Raw genomic sequence first — 18314 nt, 5'->3', positions numbered from 1 at the left:
CGGAAGAGCGACGCTGCGTAGTCGCGTCGCTTTGGAGAGTGACGAACGCTCCGCTAGGTTCTGTGGGCCCGAACCGGACCCCTCTGGCCCCCTGGAGCGTGTCGGCGTGAGCAAGTCGCAGCATGAGACGTACGGCCCGAACAGCCATGACGCCTCCGTCCACGCGGCGGAGACACCGCCGTCCGGCGTGTACGAGGACACCTACCGGCCCGCCTACGAGGCCGAGGCACACCACGTCGACGAGCCGCCGCCGTCCCGGACGCCCACCGCGGTCGTGACGGTGAGTGACGAGGGTGCGGCGGCGCGCCGCCCGTCCGAGGCGCCCGCGCCGGGCGGCCGGCGGGCCGCCCGCCGGCGCCGGCGGCGCTTCGGCGAACGTCCTGACTCCGCCGTGCGCCGGCTGCTGCCGCAGGCCCTGGTCGTCGCGTTCCTCGCCGGCGGCACCACCGCCTTCGTCGCCGAGGACAAGGCGGTCGAGCTGAGCGTCGACGGCCGGCACCGCACCCTGCACACCTTCGCCGACGACGTCTCCGGGCTGCTCGCCGAGCAAGGCCTGCGGGTGGGCGGCCACGACGTGGTCGCGCCCGCCCCCGGCACGGCACTCGCCGACGGCGACGAGGTCGCGGTGCGCTACGGGCGCCCGGTCCGGCTCAAGCTGGACGGCCGGGAGCGCCGGGTGTGGACGACGTCCCCCACCGTGGACGGGGCGCTGCGCGAGCTGGGAGTGCGGGCCGAGGGCGCCTACCTGTCGTCCTCACGCTCCGGGAGCATCGGACGCGCCGGACTCGCCCTGGACGTGCGCACCGAGCGCGCCGTCACGGTCATGGCGGACGGCCGCGCCCGCCCCATCCGCACCAACGCGGCCACCGTGAGCGAGGCCGTCGCGGAGGCCGGCGTCGCCCTCCACGGCCAGGACACCACCTCGGTGCCGCCGGACAGCTTCCCGCGCGACGGGCAGACGGTGACCGTGCTGCGCGTGCACGGCTTCCGCGAGGTGCGCGAGGAGCGGATCCCGTTCCAGGTGAAGCGGGTGAAGGACCCCTCCCTCGCCCGGGGCACCGAGGTCGTCGAACGGCGCGGAAGGCCGGGGCTGCGGCAGGTCACGTACTACCTGCGCACCGTCAACGGCGTCCGGGAGGAGCCGCGCCGGGAGTCCTCGGAGGTGGTGCGCCGGCCCCGCACCCGGGTGGTGAAGGTGGGCGCCAGACCCCGCTCGCGCTCCGGCCGGGGCGCCGGCGGCCTGAACTGGCGCGCCCTCGCCGCCTGCGAGTCCGGCGGCCGGCCGCACGCCGTCGACCCCTCGGGCACGTACGGCGGGCTCTACCAGTTCGACACCAGGACCTGGCGCAGCCTCGGCGGCAGCGGGCGCCCGCAGGACGCGTCCGCGGCGGAGCAGACGAGCCGCGCGAAGAAGCTGTACGTGCGCCGCGGCACCAGCCCCTGGCCGCACTGCGGCCCCCGGCTGCACCGCGGGTGAGGACGCGGCCGCACCACCGGTGAGGACGGGGAGCCGGGCGTGGGGGCCCGGCGGCCCCGTACCCTTGTCCCGTGACCAGCCCCACCTCCGACGCCCTCCTCGGCCCCGCCGACATCCGCGAGCTCGCCGCCGCGCTCGGTGTCCGTCCCACCAAGCAGCGCGGCCAGAACTTCGTGATCGACGCCAACACGGTCCGCCGTATCGTCCGCACCGCCGGGGTCCGCCCCGACGACGTGGTCGTCGAGGTCGGACCGGGACTCGGCTCCCTCACCCTCGCGCTGCTGGAGGCCGCCGACCGGGTCACCGCCGTCGAGATCGACGACGTGCTCGCCGCGGCCCTGCCCGCGACCGTCGCCGCCCGCATGCCGGAGCGCGCCGACCGGTTCGCCCTCGTCCACCGCGACGCCATGCACGTCACCGAACTGCCCGGCCCCGCCCCGACGGCCCTGGTGGCCAACCTGCCGTACAACGTTGCCGTCCCCGTGCTGCTGCACATGCTCGACACCTTCCCCGGTATCGAGCGGACGCTGGTGATGGTGCAGGCCGAGGTCGCCGACCGGCTGGCCGCCGCGCCCGGCTCCAAGGTGTACGGCGTGCCCTCCGTGAAGGCCAACTGGTACGCCGAGGTCAAGCGGGCCGGGGCCATCGGACGCAACGTCTTCTGGCCCGCGCCGAACGTCGACAGCGGACTGGTGTCGCTGGTCCGGCGGACCGAGCCGATCCGGACGACGGCGTCGAAGAAGGAGGTCTTCGCGGTCGTCGACGCGGCGTTCGCGCAGCGCCGCAAGACCCTGCGGGCCGCGCTCGCCGGCTGGGCGGGCTCCGCGGCGGCCGCCGAGGCGGCCCTGGTCGCGGCCGGGGTCTCGCCGCAGGCGCGGGGCGAGTCGCTGACGGTGGAGGAGTTCGCGCGGATCGCCGAGGCCGCGCCGACGCGGGAGACGGCCCCCGCGGCCCGGAACGAGGAGTCCGGCAAGTGAGCGTCACCGTCCGCGTCCCCGCGAAGGTCAACGTCCAGCTCGCCGTCGGCGCCGCCCGCCCCGACGGCTTCCACGACCTCGCCAACGTCTTCCTCGCGGTCGGCCTGTACGACGAGGTCACCGTCACCCCGGCCGAGGAGCTCCGCGTCACCTGCGAGGGGCCGGACGCGGACCAGGTACCGCTGGACCGCACCAACCTGGCAGCGCGCGCGGCGGTCGCGCTCGCCGGACGCCGGGGCATCGAGCCCGCCGTGCACATCCACATCGCCAAGGACATCCCGGTCGCCGGCGGCATGGCGGGCGGCAGCGCGGACGGCGCGGGCGCGCTGCTCGCCTGCGACACGCTGTGGGGCACGGGCGCCTCGCGCGCCGAGCTGCTCGCCATCTGCGCCGAGCTGGGCAGCGACGTGCCGTTCAGCCTGGTCGGGGGCGCCGCCCTCGGTACCGGACGCGGCGAGCGGCTCACGGTCCTGGAGACCGGCGGCACCTTCCACTGGGTGTTCGCGATGGCCGCGCGGGGCCTGTCGACCCCGGCGGTGTTCCGCGAGTTCGACCGGCTCGCGGAGGGACGGCGCATCCCGGAGCCGGTGGCCCGGCCGGAGCTGCTGGACGCGCTGGCCAAGGGCGACACCGAGGCCCTGGCCGCCTTCCTCGGCAACGACCTCCAGCCAGCCGCCCTGTCCCTCTTCCCCGAGCTGGCCGACACCCTGGAGGCGGGCCGCGGCGCCGGCGCGCTCGCCACCCTGGTCTCCGGCTCGGGCCCGACGACGGCGTTCCTCACCCGTGACGCCGCCGCCGCGGAGAAGGTGGCCGAGGCACTGCGCGCTTCGGGGACGTGCCGGACGGTACGGACGGCGGCGGGGCCCGCGGCCGGTGCGACGGTGCTCTGAGACGGGCCGCGCCACCGTCCCCGCAGACCCGAAAGCCCGTCCGGCCGCCCTCCGGGCGACGACGCGAACGGTCGGACAGGCCCTAGGCTAGAAGGCTGACAGGCGGCGCGGCCGCGTGTCGACACAGTCCCGCGCACAGGAGTGAAATGGCCGTCAACCTGGTCAATGTCGAGAACGTCAGCAAGGTGTACGGCACCCGTGCCCTGCTGGACGGCGTCTCGCTCGGTGTGTCCGAAGGGGACCGGATCGGGGTCGTCGGGCGCAACGGCGACGGCAAGACCACCCTCATCCGGTTGCTGGCCAAGGTGGAGGAGGCCGACTCCGGACGAGTGACCCACTCCGGCGGGCTGCGGCTCGGGGTGCTCACCCAGCACGACTCCCTCGACCCGGCCGCCACCGTCCGCCACGAGGTCATCGGCGACATGGCCGACCACGAGTGGGCCGGCAACGCCAAGGTGCGGGACGTGCTGACCGGGCTGTTCGGCGGGCTCGACCTGCCGGGCTTCCCCAAGGGGCTGGACACCGTCATCGGACCGCTCTCCGGTGGTGAGCGGCGCCGTATCGCGCTGGCCAAGCTGCTCATCGAGGAGCAGGACCTCGTCGTCCTCGACGAGCCCACCAACCACCTCGACGTCGAGGGCATCGCCTGGCTCGCCCGGCACCTGCGCGAGCGGCGCTCGGCGCTGGTGTGCGTCACCCACGACCGGTGGTTCCTCGACCAGGTCTGCACCCGCATGTGGGACGTGCAGCGCGGCGACGTGTACGAGTACGAGGGCGGCTACTCCGACTACGTCTTCGCGCGCGCGGAGCGCGAGCGGATCGCCGCCACCGAGGAGGCCAAGCGGCAGAACCTGATCCGCAAGGAGCTGGCCTGGCTGCGGCGGGGAGCGCCGGCCCGCACCTCCAAGCCGCGCTTCCGGGTGGAGGCCGCCAACGAGCTGATCGCGGACGTACCGCCGCCCCGGGACAGCGGCGAGCTGATGAAGTTCGCCTCCTCGCGGCTGGGCAGGACCGTCTTCGACCTCGAGGACATCACCGTGCAGGCCGGCCCCAAGGTGCTGCTCAAGCACGTCACCTGGCAGCTCGGACCCGGTGACCGCATCGGCCTGGTCGGCGTCAACGGCGCCGGCAAGACCTCGCTGCTGCGGGCCATGGCCGAGGCCGCGCGCACCGAGGGCGAGTCCCAGCCCGCCGGCGGGCGGATCGCCGTCGGCCGGACCGTCAAGCTCGCCTACCTCTCCCAGGAGGTCACCGAACTCGACCCGACCTGGCGGGTCCTGGAGGCCGTGCAGCGGGTCCGTGAGCGGGTCGACCTCGGCAAGGGGCGTGAGATGACCGCAGGTCAGCTCTGCGAGACCTTCGGCTTCGGCAAGGAGAAGCAGTGGACGCCGGTCGGGGACCTGTCCGGCGGTGAGCGGCGGCGCCTGCAGCTCCTGCGCCTGCTCATGGACGAGCCCAACGTGCTCTTCCTCGACGAGCCCACCAACGACCTCGACATCGAGACCCTCACCCAGCTGGAGGACGTCCTGGACGGCTGGCCCGGCTCGATGATCGTCATCTCCCACGACCGGTTCTTCGTCGAGCGCACCACGGACCGGGTGTTCGCGCTCCTCGGCGACGGCGCCCTGCGGATGCTGCCGCGCGGCATCGACGAGTACCTGGAGCGGCGTCTGCGCATGGAGGAGGCGGTCGCCGCCCAGGCCGCCGCGGCGCCCAGGCCCGCATCGCAGGAGAAGAGCGCCGCCGACCAGCGCGCCGCCAAGAAGGAACTCCAGAAGATCGAGCGGCAGTTGGACAAGGTCTCCGAGAAGGAGTCCAAGCTGCACGCGCAAATCGCCGAGCACGCCACCGACTTCGCCAAGGTCGCCGAACTGGACGCCCGGTTGCGCGACCTGGCGGGCGAGCGCGAGGAACTGGAGCTGCGCTGGCTGGAACTGGCGGAGGACGCGTAGGCCGCGGGCAGGCGCTCTCCGGCGGCGCGCGCGGCGTGAAAGCACCGCGCGCGCCGCTGTCGCGTGCGCTGGGTGAAGAGGGCGTGAAGGCGCGTAACGGCGGCATCACGGCCCGGTTCTCCCTTGGGAACAGGCGTGGATCCAGGCCCCTGCGCCGTCGGTACCGGGTGATAGAAAGAGCCGTCTGAGAACCGTATGAGTACGACCTGGGTCCGTGAGCGAACCTCGGGGCGTGGCTAAAAATCAGTGAACGAGGGGGAAGAGCGCTGATGACCCAGCCGCCCGACCAACCGCCGCAGGGCGGCTTCGGAGCACCGCAGGACCAGCCGCCGCAGGGCGGGGGGTTCGGCGCCCCGCCGCCGCAGGCACCGGCCCAGCCTCCTCGGCCCCAGCCCGGTCACGGCTACCCGCAGCAGCCCGGACCCTATGCCCAGCCGGGCCCCTACGGCGCGCCCGGCGCCCCCGGCCCCTACGGGCAGCCGCAGCAGCCGGGCCCGTACGTCCCGCAGCCCGGCTACGGCTACCCGCAGCAGCCGCCCCAGTTCCCCGGCGCCCCCGGCGGCGGCCTCCAGGGCGGGCCGCGGCCGCCCGCCGGCAGGAGGAGGACCGCGCTGATCATCGGCGCCGCGGCGGCCGCACTGCTCGTCATCGGCGGCACCGTCTACGCCGTCACCGGCGGCGACGACGACGGCGGGAAGAAGCCGGTCGCCCAGCGGAGCGACGACGGCAAGAAGTCCGCCTCGGACGCGCCGGTCAACCCCGGTGACGGCAGCGGCGACGGCGGCGGGGACCCGGAGAACCTCAACGAGGGCCGCAAGCCCGGCGAGGCGAAGGTGCTCTGGTACAAGACGGCACCCGACGCCCCCGGCTCGGGCGCCGACGCCCCCGGCATGTGGATCACCGGCAGGACGGCGGTGAAGGCGGCGTACAAGCAGCTCTTCGCCTACGACGTCGGCGACGGCAACCCCACCTGGGCCCCGATCACCTTCCCGCAGAAGATCTGCTCGGTCACCCCGCGCAAGTCGGCCGACGACAAGATCGTCGTGGCCTACATGAGCGGCGTCAGCGACCGCGCCAAGTGCAACCGGCTCCAGCAGGTCGACCTGGCCACCGGGAAGAAGGGCTGGAGCACCGAGGTCGCCGACGGCGCGCTGTTCGACAGCGCGCGCAGCGTCGAGCTGACCGTCAGCGACAAGACGCTGATGGTGGGCCGCTCGCAGTCGGGCACGGCGTACGACCTCGACAGCGGCAAGAAGCTGTACGACAAGAAGAAGTACGGCGACGCCTGCTTCCCGACCGCGTTCGCGGGCGGCACCGGCCGGCTGGTGCAGGTGGCGTCCTGCAACGCCGGCGGCAGCGACGCGCACGAGGAGATCCGGGAACTCGACCCGGCCACCGGCAAGGTCAGGTGGACGCAGCCGGTCAAGAAGGGCTGGCGGGTCGCCCGGGCGTACTCCCTCGACCCGCTCGTGGTCTATCTGACCAACGAGAGCAAGAAGGCCTGGAACATCTCCACCTTCACCAAGGACGGCGAGTTCCGCTCCGAGGTCGAGGTGAACGAGAAGTTCGCCCCGCAGTGCGGCTGGGCGGTCGTCGAACGCGACCTACAGGGCTGCCAGGGCGTGGCCGTCGACTCCGACACGCTCTACCTGCCCACCAGCGCCACCGGCAGCGCCAACGAGATCGTCGCCATCGGCCTGGCCGACGGCAAGGAGAAGTGGCGCGTGAAGTCGCCGACGGACGAGTCGATGTCCCCGCTGACGGCGGAGGACGGCAGGCTCATCGCCTACGTGGACCCGTCCTACGACGCCGGCGGCCAGATCGTGTCCGTGCCCACCACCGGCGGTTCGCACACGACGACCAAGCTGCAGCAGAACCCCGCGGGCACGGCCCGGATCGAGAACGGCTTCTACGACGGTGCCATGAGCTGGACCGACGGGCGCTTCTACATCTCCACCACCCGGCTGTCCGGCAACGACGACTCGAAGGAGAAGCTGATGATGGCCTTCGGCAAGTGAGCCCCGGCCCTTCTCCCACCGTCCCCTCGCCGCCAGGCCCCGACAGCTTCACCGAGGTACCCCCGTCATGACCCAGCCGCCCCCGCCGCCGAACCAGCCCCCGCCGCAGGGTGGTTTCGGTCCGCCCCAGGACCAGCCGCCCGCCGGCCCGGAGACCCCGGGCGCCCCGGCCACGCCGCCCCCCGCCCCGGAGACCCCGGCCACGCCGCCCGCCGGGCAGGGCACCCCGGCCACACCGCCCGCCGGCCCGCAGGGTCCCCCCGCCCCGGAGACCACCCCTGCCGCCCCGCCGGCGCCCGCGGCCCCGCCCGGTCTGCAGAAGGGCCCGCAGCCCGGCTACGGCTACCCGCAGGCGCCCCAGGCGCCCCAGGCTCCGCAGCCGCCCCAGCCCCAGCCGGGCTACGGCTACCCGCAGGCCCCGCAGCCGGGTTACGGCTTCCCCCAGGCTCCGCAAGCTCCGCAGCCGCCCCAGCCGGGTTACGGCTTCCCCCAGGCTCCGCAAGCTCCGCAGCCGCCCCAGCCGCAGCCCGGCTACGGCTACCCCGGCGCGCAGCCGAACCCCTACGCGCAGCCGGCCCCGCCCATGGGCCCGTACGCCCAGCAGCCGGGCTACGGCTACCCGGGCGGCCCCACCGTGCCGATGCCGGCACCGCCCGGGCGGTCCGGCGGCGGCCGGAACACCACCGCCCTCGTCATCATCGTCGCGGCGGTCGTCGCCATCGCGCTGATCGTCGGCGGCGGCGTCTGGTACGCCAAGTCCACCGGCGGCGACGGCAAGAAGGACGAGACCGCCAGCTCCAGCGGCGGCAAGGGCGGCAAGGACGACACCACCGGCGGCACGTCCGCGGGCGGCACGGAGAAGGTGCCCTCGGACCCCGCGTCCAAGGTGCTCTTCCAGGTCGACATGCCCCAGACGAAGGACACCGTCGTCACCTCGGGCTCCTGGCTGACCGACTCCGTGTACGCCAAGAGCGGCGTGGCGGAGATCGTCGGCTACAACCCCGCGGCGGGCACCGAGATGTGGACCGTCAAGCTGCCCGGCCCGGTGTGCACGGCCAGCAAGCACGTCACCGAGGACAACAAGACCGCCGTCGTCTTCCAGCCGAGGATGCCCAAGAAGGGTTCCAGCGAGGGCTGCAGCCAGGTCGCCGCCATCGACCTCGACAAGGGCACCAGGCTCTGGACCAAGACGGTCAAGAACGGTGACTACGAGGCCAACCTGCACAACGTGACGGTCTCTCAGCACACCGTCGCGGTCGGCAGCAGCAACGGCGGCGCCGCGTTCGACATCGGCACCGGCAAGGCGCTCTGGCAGCCCAAGCCGGAGGACTCCTGCGTGGACGCCGGGTACGGCGGCGGCCCCAAGCTCGTCGCGGTGCGCAAGTGCGGCAGCTACGGCGACCGCCAGCTCCACATCCAGACCATCGACCCGACGTCCGGGAAGGTCATCTCGGACTACAGGATGACCGCGGGCATCGAGTACGCCGGCATCGTCTCCACCGATCCGCTGGTGGTGGCCGCCGACGTCGGTGACAGCGCCGACGACGGCAGCGGCATCTCGGACTACTTCTCCATCGACAACAAGACCGGCAAGCTGCTCACCCGGATCTCCGCGCCCTCCGACACCTACGCCGGCCGCTGCGACAGCATCACCCGGGTCGAGGACTGCCGGGAGGTCGTGGCCGGAAACGGCAGGCTGTACGTGCCGACCGAGGAGCACGACGGCGACGGCGACTACAGCAAGACCAACGAGATCGTCGTCTTCGACCTGGCCACCGGCAAGCAGACCGGCCAGCGCGCCGAGGCCGGTGACGGCTACACGCTCTCCCCACTGCGCATGGACGGCGGCAACCTGATCGCCTACAAGCACCCGCCGTACAACAAGGGCGGCCGGATCGTCACCCTCGGCGGTCCGTCCTTCAAGGCGACCACGCTGCTGGAGAACCCGGCCACCGAGAGCGTGCGGCGGGCCGAGGTCACGATGCTCCCCGAGTACGCGGAGATCCTGTACGGCAAGGGCCGCCTCTACATGTCGGCCGTGTACGCGCACAAGTCCACGTACGGCAAGGACTACCTGCTGCTCGCGTTCGGCGCGGGCGGCTGACCGTCCGTCCCGGCGCGCGCACCGGCACCGGGACGAATGCGAGGGATTACCAGGGAGTGCCCCGGATTTCACTATCCGGGGCACTTCTCCTTCATACGGGCAGCGCGACGTCGAACAAGCGTGTAGCTTCCGGGGGCATGAAGGGCGGGGTGCCGGGGGGCCCTCTGTCGTGGTGGACCGGTGGGCGTCCATAGTGGGGCATCCATGGGGGAGGGCTGGGGGGTTGCTCAATGGGAGTGCGGCTCATGGTCGTCGACGACCATCGCCTGCTCGCGGAGGCGCTGGCGTCGGCACTGAAGCTGCGCGGGCACCGGGTGCTCGCGGCGGCGGCGCCGGCCGCGGGCGCGGCGGACCTGGTGATCTCACGGGCGCCCGAGGTGTGCCTGCTGGGCACGGCGGCTCCCGCCGAGCCGGGCGCCTTCGACCCGGTTGTGAAGATCAAGCGGGACCGGCCGCAGGTGGCGGTCCTGGTGCTGGGCCCGGTTCCGTCGCCGCGGGGCATCGCGGCCGCGTTCGCGGCGGGGGCCTGCGGTTACGTACGGCACGACGAGCGCATCGAGGGTGTCGAGCGGGCGATCATGAAGGCCCGGGCGGGTGAGGCGGCGGTGGCACCGCAGCTCCTGCAGGGGGCCTTCGGCGAACTGCTGAACCCGGCGGCCCAGCCGGACGACGAGGGGCAGCGCCTGCTGGAGCTGCTGACACCCCGTGAGGTGCAGGTGCTGGTCCGGGTCGCCGACGGGGAGGACACCCGGGTGATCGCGGCCGGCATGGGCATCGCGCCGAGCACCGCGCGCACGCACGTCCAGCGGGTGCTGATGAAGCTGGGCGTCGGCTCCCGGCTGGAGGCGGCGGCCCTGGCCGCTCGCACCGGCCTGCTGGACCGGGCCGGTGCGTATCCGGACGCCGGTCCTGCCTGAGGACTTGTGCCGACGCACGGCTCGGCCGCGTGGGCGCGACCGGCTCCCACGCGGCCGCGGACGGGCGCGGCGGCCAGTGCTGCGACCGGAAGGGTTCACCGGCTCGCGGCGCCCGGCACGGCACCGCGCCGCGTTGTCGCATCACCCGAGTACGTCCGGTACGCGGGCGATGCTCCGCCTTGCGCTGCACCGCACCGGACGCCGCGAGCCTTCCGGTAGACCTTTCCGGTCACAGCACTAGGCCGGCTCCTCCTCCTCCGGCAGCCCCTCCGGGGGCGGCGGTGGCGTGGGCCGCAGCTTCAGCCAGGCCAGGAACACGCCGCCCAGCAGCAGCATGCCGATCCCGGTCCACAGGTTGATGTTGACGCCCTGGGCCTTGTCGATGGCGGACTGCGAGTCGGTGATGCCGACGACGGTCACGATGACGCCGTAGACGACGAACAGGCCGCCGATGATGCGGCGCAGGTCGAAGATGCGGGCGGCGGTCGCCGACTTGGCCTCCAGGTCGGTGACGTCACGCGCGACGTCGTCCTCGGTGTAGTGGTGGTGCCGGCCGGGGTGGTCGGGCTGTCCGGGCTGTTCGGTCATGATTTCCTCGGTCCTCCCGCGTCAGAACGAGAACGGGATGTAGCAGGCGGCGGCGAGCACGACCGCACCCCAGCCCAGCAGGGCCGGCTTGCGGTACCAGGCGTCGTCGCCCGGGGCGGGCGGCTCGGCCATGCCGGGGGAGCGGGTGCCGTAGACCAGGCCCCGCAGCTCCTGCGCCGGCTTGGGCCTGGTGAACAGGGACACGGCGAACATGACGATGGCACCGGCGACGAAACCGGCGATCGCGGAGACGAAGTTCGCGCCCTGGTCGGTGGGCAGGGAGACGATGCCCTTCTTGTAGAAGACGAAGTAGTTGACCATCGCGGTCACGGTGCCGGCGAGCAGCCCCCAGAAACCGGACTTGGCGGACGCGCGCTTCCAGAACATGCCGACGATGAAGACGACGAACATCGGCACGTTGAAGAAGGAGAACAGTGTCTGCAGGTACGCCATGATGTTGGAGAACGAGGACGCCAGGAACGCCGTGCCGACGGAGGCGCAGACCCCGATGACGGTGATCAGGCGGCCGAAGCGGACGTAGTACCGGTCCTCCCGGCCCGGCACCACGTACTTCTCCCAGATGTCGGTGGTGAACACCGTGTTGAAGGACGACACGTTCGCCGCCATGCCCGCCATGAACGCGGCCAGCAGACCGGTGACCGCGATGCCGAGCACCCCGTTGGGCAGCAGTTCCTGCATCAGGTAGGGGATGGCGTCGTTGTACTGGTAGCCGGAGCCCGAGGCGCCGAAGTTCGGGATGAGCGCCGCGGCCACCAGGCCGGGGATCATCACCAGGAAGACGATGAAGATCTTCGGGTAGGCGGCGATCAGCGGTGTCCGCTGCCCCGCCGAGAGGTTCTTCGCGGACAGGGCGCGCTGCACCTCGGCGAAGTTGGTGGTCCAGTAGCCGAAGGAGAGCACGAAACCGAGGCCGAGCACGATGGTCAGCCAGTTGGCGCCCAGCGGGTTGGTGCTGCCGATGCCGGTGCCGCCCCAGGCGGTGGTGAAGTTCTCCCCGTGGGAGGCGGTGAGCTTGTCGGTCAGGCCGCCCCAGCCGCCGACCTTCTTCAGGCCGAGGACGGTGATCGGGATGAGGGCGGCCAGGATCACGAAGAACTGGAGCACCTCGTTGTAGATCGCCGAGGACAGGCCGCCCAGCGTGATGTACGCGAGCACGAAGGCGCCGGCGACCACGATGGCGACCCACTCCGGCCAGCCGAGCAGGGCCTCCACCACGATCGCGAGGGCGTAGAGGTTGACGCCCGCGATCAGGATGGCGGCGAAGGCGAACAGGATCGAACTGAGCAGGTGGGCGGCCCGGTCGAAGCGCAGCAGCAGGAACTCGGGGACCGAGCGGACCTTGCTGCCGTAGTAGAAGGGCATCATCACCAGGCCCAGGAAGACCATGGCGGGGATGGCGCCGATCCAGTACCAGTGCACGGTGTACGCGCCGTACTGGGCGCTGTTGGCGGCCATGCCCAGGATCTCGGTGGCCGCCAGGTTCGCCGAGATGAAGGCGAGGCCGGTGATCCAGGCGGGCAGGGAACGTCCGGAGAGGAAGAAGTCGAGGCTGGTCCTGACGGACCGACGGGCCGCGAAGCCGATGCCGAGAACGACGATGAAGTAGATCGCCAGGATCGTGTAGTCCAGCCAGTTGGTGGGGAGCCGTAGCTCCGCCGCCAGATAGGTGGGGGCGTCTGTGGGGGTTTGCATGAGAACTCGCTTCGTCGCGCGAACTGATCCAGAGCGGAACCTACGCCTCTGTGCTCAGCAATTGAACACTTCTGATGGTGCTCTTTGTTTGATTGTGATCGTGCGAGGTGATGTCGGGTTGTGATCTGTTATGTTTGATTGTGTTGAGTGCATGGGACCGGGACGAGAAGGAGTCCGGCGTGAAGAAGACCTCGACCCGGCTGGCCGACGGCCGCGAGCTGATCTACTACGACCTCCGGGACGACACCGTGCGGGACGTCGCCGACCGCCGCCCGCTGGACGCCACGGTCACCACCTCCGAGATCCGCCGCGACCCGCTGCTCGGCGACTCGGTCGCCGTCGCCTCGCACCGCCAGGGCCGCACCTACCACCCGCCGGCCGACCAGTGCCCGCTGTGCCCGACCCGTGGCGAGCGGCTCAGCGAGATCCCCGACTCCTCGTACGACGTGGCCGTCTTCGAGAACCGCTTCCCCTCGCTCGCCGGCGACTCCGGCCGCTGCGAGGTGGTCTGCTTCACCTCCGACCACGACGCCTCCTTCGCCGGCCTCACCGAGGACCAGGCGCGGCTGGTCCTGGACGCCTGGACGGACCGCACCTCCGAGCTGTCGCATCTGCCCTCCGTCGAGCAGGTGTTCTGTTTTGAGAACCGGGGTGCCGAGATCGGCGTGACCCTGCAGCACCCGCACGGACAGATCTACGCCTACCCCTTCACCACGCCGCGCACCGCGCAGATGCTCCGCTCGCTCGCCGCCCACAAGCAGGCCACCGGCGGGCGGAACCTGTTCGACGACGTCCTGGCCCGGGAACTCGCCGACGAGCGGGTCGTCCTTGAGGGTGAACACTGGGCCGCCTTCGTGCCCCACGCGGCGCACTGGCCGTACGAGGTCCACCTGTACCCCAAGCGGCGCGTGCCCGATCTGCCGGCCCTGGACGAGGCGGCGCGCACAGAATTCCCCCAGCTCCATCTGGAACTCTTGCAGCGCTTCGACCGAATCTTCGGCGAGGGTGAACCTCCGACGCCGTACATCGCGGCCTGGCACCAGGCCCCGTTCGGCGCGCTGGAGGAGTTCGACGGCGTGACGCGGGACGACTTCGCCCTGCACCTCGAGCTTTTCACCGTCCGCCGCACTTCCGGCAAGCTGAAGTTCCTCGCGGGTTCCGAGTCCGGCATGAACGTGTTCATCAACGACGTGCCGCCGGAAGCCGCGGCAGAGCGACTGCGAGAGGTAGCGAGTTCATGAAGTACCTGGTGACGGGCGGAGCGGGGTACGTCGGCAGCGTCGTGGCCCAGCACCTGCTGGAGGCGGGCCACGAGGTCACCGTCCTCGACAACCTCTCCACCGGCTTCCGCGCGGGCGTGCCCGCCGGTGCCACGTTCGTCGAGGGTGACATCCGGGACGCCGCGAAGTGCCTCGACCCCTCCTACCGGGGCGTGCTGCACTTCGCCGCGTCCTCGCAGGTCGGCGAGTCGGTGACGAGGCCGGAGAAGTACTGGGAGAACAACGTCGCCGGCAGCCTGGCGCTGCTCGGCGCGATGCGCGAGGCGGGCGTCCGCAAGCTGGTCTTCTCCTCCACGGCCGCCACCTACGGTGAGCCCGAGCAGGTCCCGATCGCGGAGACCGCCCCGACGCGGCCCACCAACCCCTACGGGGCCACCAAGCTCGCCGTCGACCACATGATCACCAGCGAGGCGAACGCCCACGGCCTGGCCGCGGTGTCCCTGCGGTACTTCAACGTCGCCGGCGCCTACGGCGCCTACGGCGAACGACACGACCCCGAGTCGCACCTCATCCCGCTGGTCCTCCAGGTCGCCCAGGGCCGCCGCGAGGCGATCTCCGTCTACGGCGACGACTACCCGACCCCCGACGGCACCTGCGTGCGCGACTACATCCACGTCGCCGACCTCGCCGAGGCCCACCTGCTGGCCCTCGGCGCCGCCCGGCCGGGCGAGCACCTGATCTGCAACCTCGGCAACGGCAGCGGCTTCTCCGTCCGCGAGGTCGTCGAGACCGTCCGCAAGGTCACCGGACACCCGATCCCCGAGGTCGTCGCGCCGCGCCGCGGCGGCGACCCGGCGGTGCTGGTCGCCTCGGCGGACACGGCCCGCGAGAAGCTGGGCTGGAACCCGTCCCGCGCGGACCTCGCGGGGATCGTCGCGGACGCCTGGGAGTTCGCGCAGCACGTCTCGAGGGAGCGGTAGATGGGGGCAGAGCAGGTCACCGGGCGTTTCACCGAGCTGTACGGCGCCGCCCCGGAGGGGGTGTGGGCGGCGCCCGGCCGGGTGAACCTCATCGGCGAGCACACCGACTACAACGACGGCTTCGTGATGCCGTTCGCCCTGCCGCACCAGGCCACGGCCGCGGTCTCCCGCCGCACCGACGGCGTGCTGCGCCTGCACTCGGCGGACGTCGGCGACGAGGTCGTGGAGCTCAGGACGGACGCGCTCGCACCGCGGAGCGACCAGAACTGGACGGCGTACCCGGCGGGTGTCGTCTGGGCGCTGCGCGAGGCCGGCCACCAGGTCACGGGCGCCGACATCCATCTCGCCTCCACCGTCCCCACCGGCGCCGGCCTGTCCTCCTCCGCCGCCCTGGAGGTCGTCGTCGCCCTGGCCCTGAACGACCTGTACGACCTCGGCCTGCAGCGCCGGCAGCTCGCCCGCCTGTGCCAGCGCGCCGAGAACGTCTACGTCGGCGCGCCCACCGGGATCATGGACCAGACGGCCTCGGCCTGCTGCGAGCGGGGCCACGCCCTGTTCCTCGACACCCGCGACCTCTCCCAGCGGCAGGTGCCCTTCGACCCGGCCGCCGAGGGCCTGCGCCTGCTGGTGGTGGACACCCGGGTCGAACACGCCCACAGCGGCGGCGAGTACGGCAGGCGCCGGGCCGGCTGCGAGAAGGGCGCCGCCCTGCTCGGCGTCGACGCCCTGCGCGACGTCCCGTACGCCGACCTCGACGCGGCCCTCGCCCGTCTCGGTGACGACGAGGAGGTGGTCCGCCTGGTCCGGCACGTGGTGACCGAGGACGAGCGGGTCGAACGGACCATCAGCCTGCTGCGCTCCGGTGAGACCCGGGCCATCGGACCGGTCCTCACCGAGGGCCACGCCTCGCTGCGCGACGACTTCCGCGTCTCCTGCCCGGAGCTGGACCTGGTCGTCGACACGGCCCTGGCCTCCGGCGCCCTGGGCGCCCGGATGACCGGCGGCGGCTTCGGCGGCTCGGCGATCGTCCTGGCGGAGGTGGCGGACGTGGACACGGTGACGAAGGCGGTGCACGAGGCCTTCGCCGCGGCCGGCCGCACGGCCCCGCGGGTCTTCGAGGCGGTCCCCTCGCCGGGAGCGCGCAGGCTGGGCTGACGGCCGGCCGGGGCGGCGGCACCGGCCCGGATACGATCGGCCGGTTCCCACCCCGAGGAGCCAAGAACCGGTGACCGCCGTCCTTCCCCCGTCCGCCACGACCACCGGACCGCGCAGCGTGCGGCTGCTGACCCGCTTCGAGGACGGTGAGCGGCTGCACGCACTGCTGTGGCGGGCGGGCCCGGGGTGGCGGATGATCAGCAGCGCCGTTCTCGGCGGCGGCATCGGCGAGCGCGACTGGGTCCTCAACGCCCAGGTGGCGCACGGCTACCGGCGTACCGACCCGGACCGCCACCTCGCCGAACTGGCCGCCGGTGCGGGTGCCACCGGACCGGGCGTCGGCCTGATGACGGCCGCCGACGTCTCCCGCCCCGGCCGTGCGCGGGACGGCGGGGCGGAAGCGGTCGTCACGGCCGGAATCAGCGTGCGCGGCTGGGCCGCGACCCCGGCGGAGGGCACCGCGCTGCCCGCGCAGCCCGGCACCATCAACATCGTCGCGGTCCTCCCCGTGGCACTGACCGACGCCGCCCTGGTCAACGCGGTCGCGACCGCCACCGAAGCCAAGGTCCAGGCCCTGCTCGACGCCGGCCACGACTGCTCCGGCACCCCCACGGACGCCGTCTGCGTGGCCTCCCGCACCCCGGCTCCCGGCACCCCCCTCCACCCCTTCGCGGGCCCCCGCTCCCTGTGGGGCGCCCGCCTGGCCCGGGCGGTGCACCGGGCGGTGGGCGAGGCCGTGGCGACCGGGTGACGCCGACGGCAGCCGCCGAACCGGCCCCGGCGTTCACACCGGGGCCGGCAGGCCCCGTGACATCAGCGGCCCCTGCACCGGCGGTTGCGGGACCACCGTCACCGCATGACCCCGCCGCGGGGCTCCGCCCGGTCCGGGAGTCTTGACGGACGGCTCGTGACGAGGAGGCGGGGCGGCCGTCGTTGCGGCCGATCTCTCCACGGACCGGGGCGCCCGGAAGAGCGAATCCGCCGGCTTGCCCGATGCTGCGCCTGGGACGGGGGGACTGCTCATGAGCCGGGGCGGGCCGACTTTCGGCCATCGCGACTCGGCGCCGAAGCACGCTGCCCGGCCCGGCACTTGGGGCCGGTAAAGTGCACGGCCGTCACATCAGCCGGTGTGCGTGGGGAAGAACGGGGAGACCGGACATGGCTTGGGAGGAGTGGGACGACTTCGCCTACCAGCTCGCCGTGCACGCGTACGACCTGGCCGAATGCCGAACGCCCCGCCGTTTCCCCGCCGCGTTGCCGCGTTATGTGGACCGCGGATGAGGAACGACGAGATCCGGTCCCGCTTCGACGGGCAGGGGCAGGTCGAGATCAGTGGCGGGGCTTCGCTGCGGGCGCGGGCCGAGCCGATCGCCCACGCGCTGGGCTACGAGCTGATCCGCGCCGAGCGGACCCGGGGCCCGGGCCTGGTGTTCGGCCTTCCGGCTCCCGTCACCGTGCGGCTGGTCTTCCGGCGCGACGACGACCCCCGGGCCCGGCGCCGGGCCGAGCTGACCGTTGAGCGGCTGCGGGCGGGTGGGCCGGTGCTCGCGGACGGTGAGCCGCTGCCGCCTCCGCCGCCCCCGCCGGGTCCGCCGCCGCCCCTCGTCCACCGGCCGGCCGCGCCCCGGCCCAGGCGGTCGCTGGAGCCGCGGCCGCCCGGGCCGGTGGGGCCGCCCCGGCCCAGGATCCCGCCCCGGCCCGCGTATCCGCCTCCGCCCCCTCCGCCGCCGTCGGCCCACGGGTGACCCGGCGTCAGGCGAGCCGTTTCGTCAGGGTGTACTCCGTGAGGCCCGGGGGATAGCCGGGGATCACGCACACCACGTCGTAGCCCTGCTTCCGGTAGAAGTCCGGGGCCTGGAAGTCCCAGGTCTCCAGGCGGGCGGCGGCGCAGGCGCGGTCCGTGCGGGCGATGAGTTCGGCGTGGGCCAGCAGGCGGGAGCCGAGGCCCGCGCCGCGGTGGCGGGTGTCCACCCACAGATAGGTGACGTGCAGCCAGGTGGCCCAGGTGTGGCCGACCAGGCCGCCGGCCAGCTCCCCCGCCTCGTCCAGCGCCCACACGTGCAGCGGGGTGTCGCGCTCGCCGGGAGTCCCGCGCAGGGCCGCGAGGACCGGGGACGCCGCCGTGTTGGTGTCCCGCAGCCGGGAGCGGAGCAGATCGCGTCGGCCTTTGTCGACTTCCGCCTCAATACGAAACATGCGGCACACCATAAACGTGCCGGACGGCCAGTTCTGCAAATCCACTTCCGCTGCGTGCCCGCATCCGTACTCTGTGGAGCAAGCGCCGGTGGGGGCCGGTGCCGATCAGGGGGCGAGACGGACGGGT

General features: G+C 72.8%; 16 protein-coding genes. 13 read left to right on the top strand and 3 right to left on the bottom strand.

Annotated features, from left to right (window positions below; genetic code table 11):
- Window positions 1-106 precede the first annotated feature (106 nt).
- The 7 genes from MXD57_RS01605 to MXD57_RS01575 all read left to right on the top strand — a co-directional run bounded on the left by MXD57_RS01605 (window position 107) and on the right by MXD57_RS01575 (window position 10335).
- A complete protein-coding gene (locus MXD57_RS01605) occupies window positions 107-1477 on the top strand; it encodes a ubiquitin-like domain-containing protein (protein WP_250399418.1) in 1371 nt (456 codons plus the stop codon).
- Window positions 1478-1548: 71 nt separating this feature from the next.
- Window positions 1549-2454 carry a 16S rRNA (adenine(1518)-N(6)/adenine(1519)-N(6))-dimethyltransferase RsmA gene (gene rsmA, locus MXD57_RS01600; protein WP_250399417.1) on the top strand — a complete coding sequence of 302 codons (906 nt, stop codon included), beginning with the start codon at window positions 1549-1551 and terminating at the stop codon, window positions 2452-2454.
- Window positions 2451-3344, top strand: a complete 894-nt coding sequence (locus MXD57_RS01595; protein ID WP_250399416.1) for a 4-(cytidine 5'-diphospho)-2-C-methyl-D-erythritol kinase — start codon at window positions 2451-2453, stop codon at window positions 3342-3344. Before rsmA ends, MXD57_RS01595 begins: the two co-directional genes overlap by 4 nt.
- Before the next feature lie 146 nt (window positions 3345-3490).
- Window positions 3491-5296, top strand: a complete 1806-nt coding sequence (locus MXD57_RS01590) for an ABC-F family ATP-binding cassette domain-containing protein (RefSeq protein WP_250399415.1) — start codon at window positions 3491-3493, stop codon at window positions 5294-5296.
- Window positions 5297-5565: 269 nt separating this feature from the next.
- Entirely contained in the window at window positions 5566-7314 is a 1749-nt protein-coding gene (locus tag MXD57_RS01585; RefSeq protein WP_250399414.1) for an outer membrane protein assembly factor BamB family protein, read from the top strand.
- Between the two features lie 67 nt (window positions 7315-7381).
- The gene (locus MXD57_RS01580) at window positions 7382-9418 is read left to right on the top strand and encodes an outer membrane protein assembly factor BamB family protein (RefSeq protein WP_250399413.1); all 2037 of its coding nucleotides are present in this window, start codon (window positions 7382-7384) and stop codon (window positions 9416-9418) included.
- Window positions 9419-9648: 230 nt separating this feature from the next.
- Entirely contained in the window at window positions 9649-10335 is a 687-nt protein-coding gene (locus tag MXD57_RS01575; protein WP_250399412.1) for a helix-turn-helix transcriptional regulator, read from the top strand.
- A 237-nt stretch (window positions 10336-10572) separates the two neighbouring features.
- On the opposite strand, the gene MXD57_RS01570 is transcribed toward MXD57_RS01575, so the two are convergent.
- A complete protein-coding gene (locus MXD57_RS01570) occupies window positions 10573-10923 on the bottom strand; it encodes a hypothetical protein (RefSeq protein ID WP_250399411.1) in 351 nt (116 codons plus the stop codon).
- 21 nt (window positions 10924-10944) lie between these two features.
- Window positions 10945-12636 (bottom strand): sodium:solute symporter family protein, encoded by a 1692-nt coding sequence (locus MXD57_RS01565; RefSeq protein ID WP_250399410.1) that lies wholly within the window; start codon window positions 12634-12636, stop codon window positions 10945-10947.
- 179 nt (window positions 12637-12815) lie between these two features.
- Here MXD57_RS01565 and galT point away from each other — a divergent pair, with 179 nt between their 5' ends.
- From galT to MXD57_RS01540, 6 genes are all read left to right on the top strand, one after another.
- Window positions 12816-13877, top strand: a complete 1062-nt coding sequence (gene galT, locus MXD57_RS01560) for a galactose-1-phosphate uridylyltransferase (protein WP_250399538.1) — start codon at window positions 12816-12818, stop codon at window positions 13875-13877.
- Window positions 13874-14836 carry a UDP-glucose 4-epimerase GalE gene (galE, locus tag MXD57_RS01555; protein WP_250399409.1) on the top strand — a complete coding sequence of 321 codons (963 nt, stop codon included), beginning with the start codon at window positions 13874-13876 and terminating at the stop codon, window positions 14834-14836. Before galT ends, galE begins: the two co-directional genes overlap by 4 nt.
- Window positions 14837-15991, top strand: coding sequence for a galactokinase (galK, locus tag MXD57_RS01550; protein ID WP_250399408.1), 1155 nt, complete (start codon window positions 14837-14839; stop codon window positions 15989-15991).
- Window positions 15992-16061: 70 nt separating this feature from the next.
- A complete protein-coding gene (locus MXD57_RS01545) occupies window positions 16062-16742 on the top strand; it encodes an adenosylcobinamide amidohydrolase (RefSeq protein WP_250399407.1) in 681 nt (226 codons plus the stop codon).
- Between the two features lie 407 nt (window positions 16743-17149).
- A complete protein-coding gene (locus MXD57_RS31440) occupies window positions 17150-17272 on the top strand; it encodes a hypothetical protein (RefSeq protein ID WP_284504954.1) in 123 nt (40 codons plus the stop codon).
- Entirely contained in the window at window positions 17269-17736 is a 468-nt protein-coding gene (locus MXD57_RS01540) for a hypothetical protein (RefSeq protein WP_250399545.1), read from the top strand. The genes MXD57_RS31440 and MXD57_RS01540 overlap by 4 nt, the downstream gene beginning before the upstream one ends.
- 7 nt (window positions 17737-17743) lie before the next feature.
- On the opposite strand, the gene MXD57_RS01535 is transcribed toward MXD57_RS01540, so the two are convergent.
- A complete protein-coding gene (locus tag MXD57_RS01535; RefSeq protein WP_250399537.1) occupies window positions 17744-18199 on the bottom strand; it encodes a GNAT family N-acetyltransferase in 456 nt (151 codons plus the stop codon).
- Window positions 18200-18314: the final 115 nt, after the last annotated feature.

It is taken from the genome of Streptomyces cellostaticus (assembly GCF_023630175.1).
Taxonomy (GTDB): domain Bacteria; phylum Actinomycetota; class Actinomycetes; order Streptomycetales; family Streptomycetaceae; genus Streptomyces; species Streptomyces cellostaticus_A.
Note: the sequence above shows the minus strand (reverse complement) of the source record. Positions and strands in the feature narration are given on the sequence as shown.